Raw genomic sequence first — 3,736 nt, forward strand, 5'->3', positions numbered from 1 at the left:
AGCTGGGTCCGGACGGTGTGCTGTCCGCGATGGCGCAGGACTGCGTCACCTCCGATTCCGGCGCGATCACCTGCGTACCGGCCCTTCGCAAGAATCGCGACGAGCCCGACGCTCTCCTCACCGGTCTCGCCGAACTGCACGTTCGCGGCGGGTCAGTTGACTGGTCGGCGTACTTCGCCGGCACGGGTGCCCGCCGCGTGGATCTGCCTACTTATGCCTTCCAGCATGAGCAGTTCTGGCTGGTGTCTTCGCCGGTGGGGTTGAGTGATGCGCGGGCGCTTGGGCAGAGTGCGGGTGAGCATCCGTTGCTGGGTGCGAAGGTGGTGCCGGCTCAGGGGGACGAGTTCCTGTTCACGAGTCGGTTGTCGGTGGACTCGCATGCGTGGCTGGCCGATCACGTGGTGATGGGCTCGGTGCTGCTGCCGGGCACGGCGTTCGTGGACATGGCGCTCCACGTCGGAGAGGCCGTCGGCTGTGGGGTGTTGGGTGATCTGACGCTCCAGGCGCCGCTGGTGCTCCTTGAGCACGGCGCGGTGGCCGTGCAGGTGGCCGTGGGTGCTGTCGAAAGTGACGGCAGCCGTGCGTTGACGGTGCATTCGCGGCCGGCGGAGGACGCCGACGCGGACTGGACACAGCACGCGGTCGGAACGCTGTCCGCGGGACCCGTGACCGCGGGTGAGGCGCTGGAGCAGTGGCCGCCGCGCGACGCGGTCGCCGTCGAGGTGACGGGCCTGTACGACGACCTTGCTGAACTGGGCCTCGGGTACGGCCCGGCGTTCCAAGGGCTTCAGGCCGCCTGGCGCAACGGCGACGACGTGTACGCCGAAGTGGCGCTCCCCGAAGGTGTGGATGCCACCGGGTTCGGCGTGCACCCGGCGCTGCTGGACGCCGCGCTCCATGCCCTCGGCCTGCCGGGTGGCGGCGACGCCGACGCGGAGGCCGATGCGGCGGGGCTGCCCTTCGCGTGGGGCGGGGTCTCGGTCTCCGCTGTGGGTGCGACGGTCCTGCGGGTCCGAATCAGCCCTGCGGGCTCCGGTGTGTCCCTGACCGTGGCTGACGGCACCGGTGCGCCGGTCGCCCACGTCGATTCGCTCGCGCTGCGCGCGGTGTCGCAGGAGCAGGTCGCCGCGGCCGGCCACAGCGCGACCCGCGACGCGCTGTTCCAGGTGGACTGGGTCGGGCACGCCGTGACGGAGGAGCGGGTCGAGGCCCGCTGGGCCGTGCTCGGTGACGCGGTTGCCGTGCCGGGTGTGCGCTACGCCGATCTGGAGGCGCTGGCCGCCGCACTCGGTGCAGGCGAGTCGGTGCCTGGCTTGGTGGCGGTGTCGTTCGATGGTGCCGGTGCCGGTGCCGGTGCCGGTGCCGGTGCCGGTGCGGGTGCGGGGGCGGTCGACGGCATCGGTGACGCCGGTGACGTGGTCGCCCGTACGCATGAAGTGGCCCGTCGCGCCTTGGAGCTGGTACAGGGCTGGCTCGCGGATGAGCAGTTCGGACAGTCGCGGCTGGTGGTCGTGACCCGTGGTGCGGTGGCTTGCGGCGAGGCCGAGGTGCCGGACCCGGTGCAGGCGGCGGTGTGGGGTCTGCTGCGTACGGCGCAGACGGAGAACCCCGACCGCTTCGTCCTCGCTGATCTCGATCCGGCAGTGGCCGAAAGCCTGTCCGCAGAATTGACCGTTGACCTCGAGGGCGATGCGGCGTCGCGTACGGTGCTGCCCGCGGCGGTGGCCTCGGGCGAGCCGCAGCTGACGATCCGGTGCGGTGAGGTGTTCGTGCCGCGCCTGACCCGGGCGGTTGTCGCGGGTGAGCGGCCGGTGGGAGACCTGGGCGGTCAGGGCACGGTTCTGGTGACCGGTGCCAGTGGTGCACTGGGTGGTCTGGTGGCCCGGCACCTGGTGACGGAGCGGGGCGTACGCCACCTGCTCCTGTTGTCCCGGCGTGGGGAACAGGCTCCAGGAGCTGCCGAGTTGGTTGCGGAACTGGAGGTGCTGGGTGCCTCGGCGCGGGTGGCCGCGTGTGACGTGGCGGATCGTGAGGCGCTTGCGGCGGTTCTGACGGACGTACCCGTCGAGCATCCGCTCGTAGGCGTCGTGCACACCGCCGGTGTGCTGGATGACGGTGTGCTGTCGTCCCTCACCCCGGAGCGCCTGGATGTCGTGTTGCGTCCGAAGGTCGACGCGGCCTGGCATCTGCACGAGCTGACACGCGACCTGGATCTGTCGCTGTTCGTGTTGTTCTCGTCTGCGGCCGGTGTGTTCGGTGGTGCGGGTCAGGCGAACTACGCGGCGGCGAACGCGTTCCTGGACGCCCTCGCGGAAGCCCGGAGGAGCGAGGGCCTGGCTGGTCAGTCGCTGGCCTGGGGCCCGTGGGCGGAGAGTGGCATGCTGGGCCGCCTCGACGACGCCGATACGCAGCGCATGGCCCGGTCCGGCGTTCCGCCGCTCTCGGTCGAGCAGGGCATCGAACTCTTCGACGCCGCCGAAGGTGCGGGTCGCGCGGCGTTGGTGCCCGTGCGGCTCGACCTCCCGGTGTGGCGCAGGCGCGCCGCCACGGAGGGGGTGCCGTACCTCTTCCGCGGGCTGGTCCGTGTGCCCGGCCGTCGTGCGGCCACGTCGGGCGAGTCCGGATCGGGCTTCGCCGTACGCCTGTCCGGTCTGTCGCCTGACGAGCGGATCCGCTTCGTCGACGGCTTGGTCCGCAGTCAGGTCGCGGCGCTGCTCGGCTACGGCTCCGGCGAGGCGATCAAGTCCCGGAGCGCGTTCAAGGAGCTCGGCTTCGACTCGCTGACCGCTGTGGAGCTGCGCAACCGGCTCAACACGGCGACGGGCCTCCGTCTGCCGGCGACCCTCGTCTTCGACTACCCGACGCCGGGCGAACTGGCGGAGTTCCTGGTCACCGAGGCGCTGGGCGCGCAGCCCGAGGCGGCCGCGACCGCTCCGGTGCCGCGGCTCGCGGACGACGAGCCGATCGCGATCGTCGGCATGGCTTGCCGCTACCCCGGCGGCGTGGCCGATCCCGAGGGCCTCTGGCAGCTGGTCGCCACGGCAGGGGAGGGAATCGCGGGATTCCCGACCGACCGCGGCTGGAACCTGGACGGCCTCTACGAACCGGACGCCGACCGAGAGGGCAAGTCCCGCACCATAGAGGGCGGATTCCTCTATGAGGCGGGGAGGTTCGACCCGGCGTTCTTCGGTATCTCGCCGCGCGAGGCGCTGGCGATGGACCCGCAGCAGCGGCTCCTCCTGGAGACCTCCTGGGAGGCCGTCGAGCGGGCGGGCATCGACCCCGCCTCGCTGCGCGGCAGCCGGACCGGTGTCTTCGCGGGCCTGATGTACCACGACTACGCGGCCCGGCTCGGTTCCGTGCCTGACGGCGTCGAGGCATTCATCGGCACGGGCAACTCAGGCAGCGTGGCGTCCGGCCGTGTCTCGTACACGTTCGGCTTCGAGGGTCCTGCGGTGACCGTGGATACGGCGTGCTCGTCGTCCTTGGTCGCGCTGCACTGGGCGATCCAGGCGCTGCGCTCGGGCGAATGCTCGATGGCGCTGGCCGGCGGTGTCACCGTGATGGCGACCCCGGCGACGTTCGTGGAGTTCTCGCGGCAGCGGGGCCTCGCGGCCGACGGCCGTTGCAAGGCGTTCGCCGACGCGGCGGACGGCACGGGCTGGTCCGAGGGTGTCGGCATGCTCCTGGTGGAGCGGCTCTCGGACGCGCGGCGCAATGGTCACCGGGTTCTTGC

The 3,736-nt window shown here is 71.6% G+C and carries 1 protein-coding gene; it reads left to right on the top strand.

The window, feature by feature from the left end; genetic code table 11:
* Window positions 1-3,736 (top strand): type I polyketide synthase (locus ABEA26_RS35285; protein ID WP_345598072.1); only part of this gene is annotated, 3,736 nt, incomplete at both ends.

The organism is Streptomyces marokkonensis (assembly GCF_039539045.1).
GTDB classification, from domain to species: Bacteria; Actinomycetota; Actinomycetes; order Streptomycetales; family Streptomycetaceae; genus Streptomyces; species Streptomyces marokkonensis.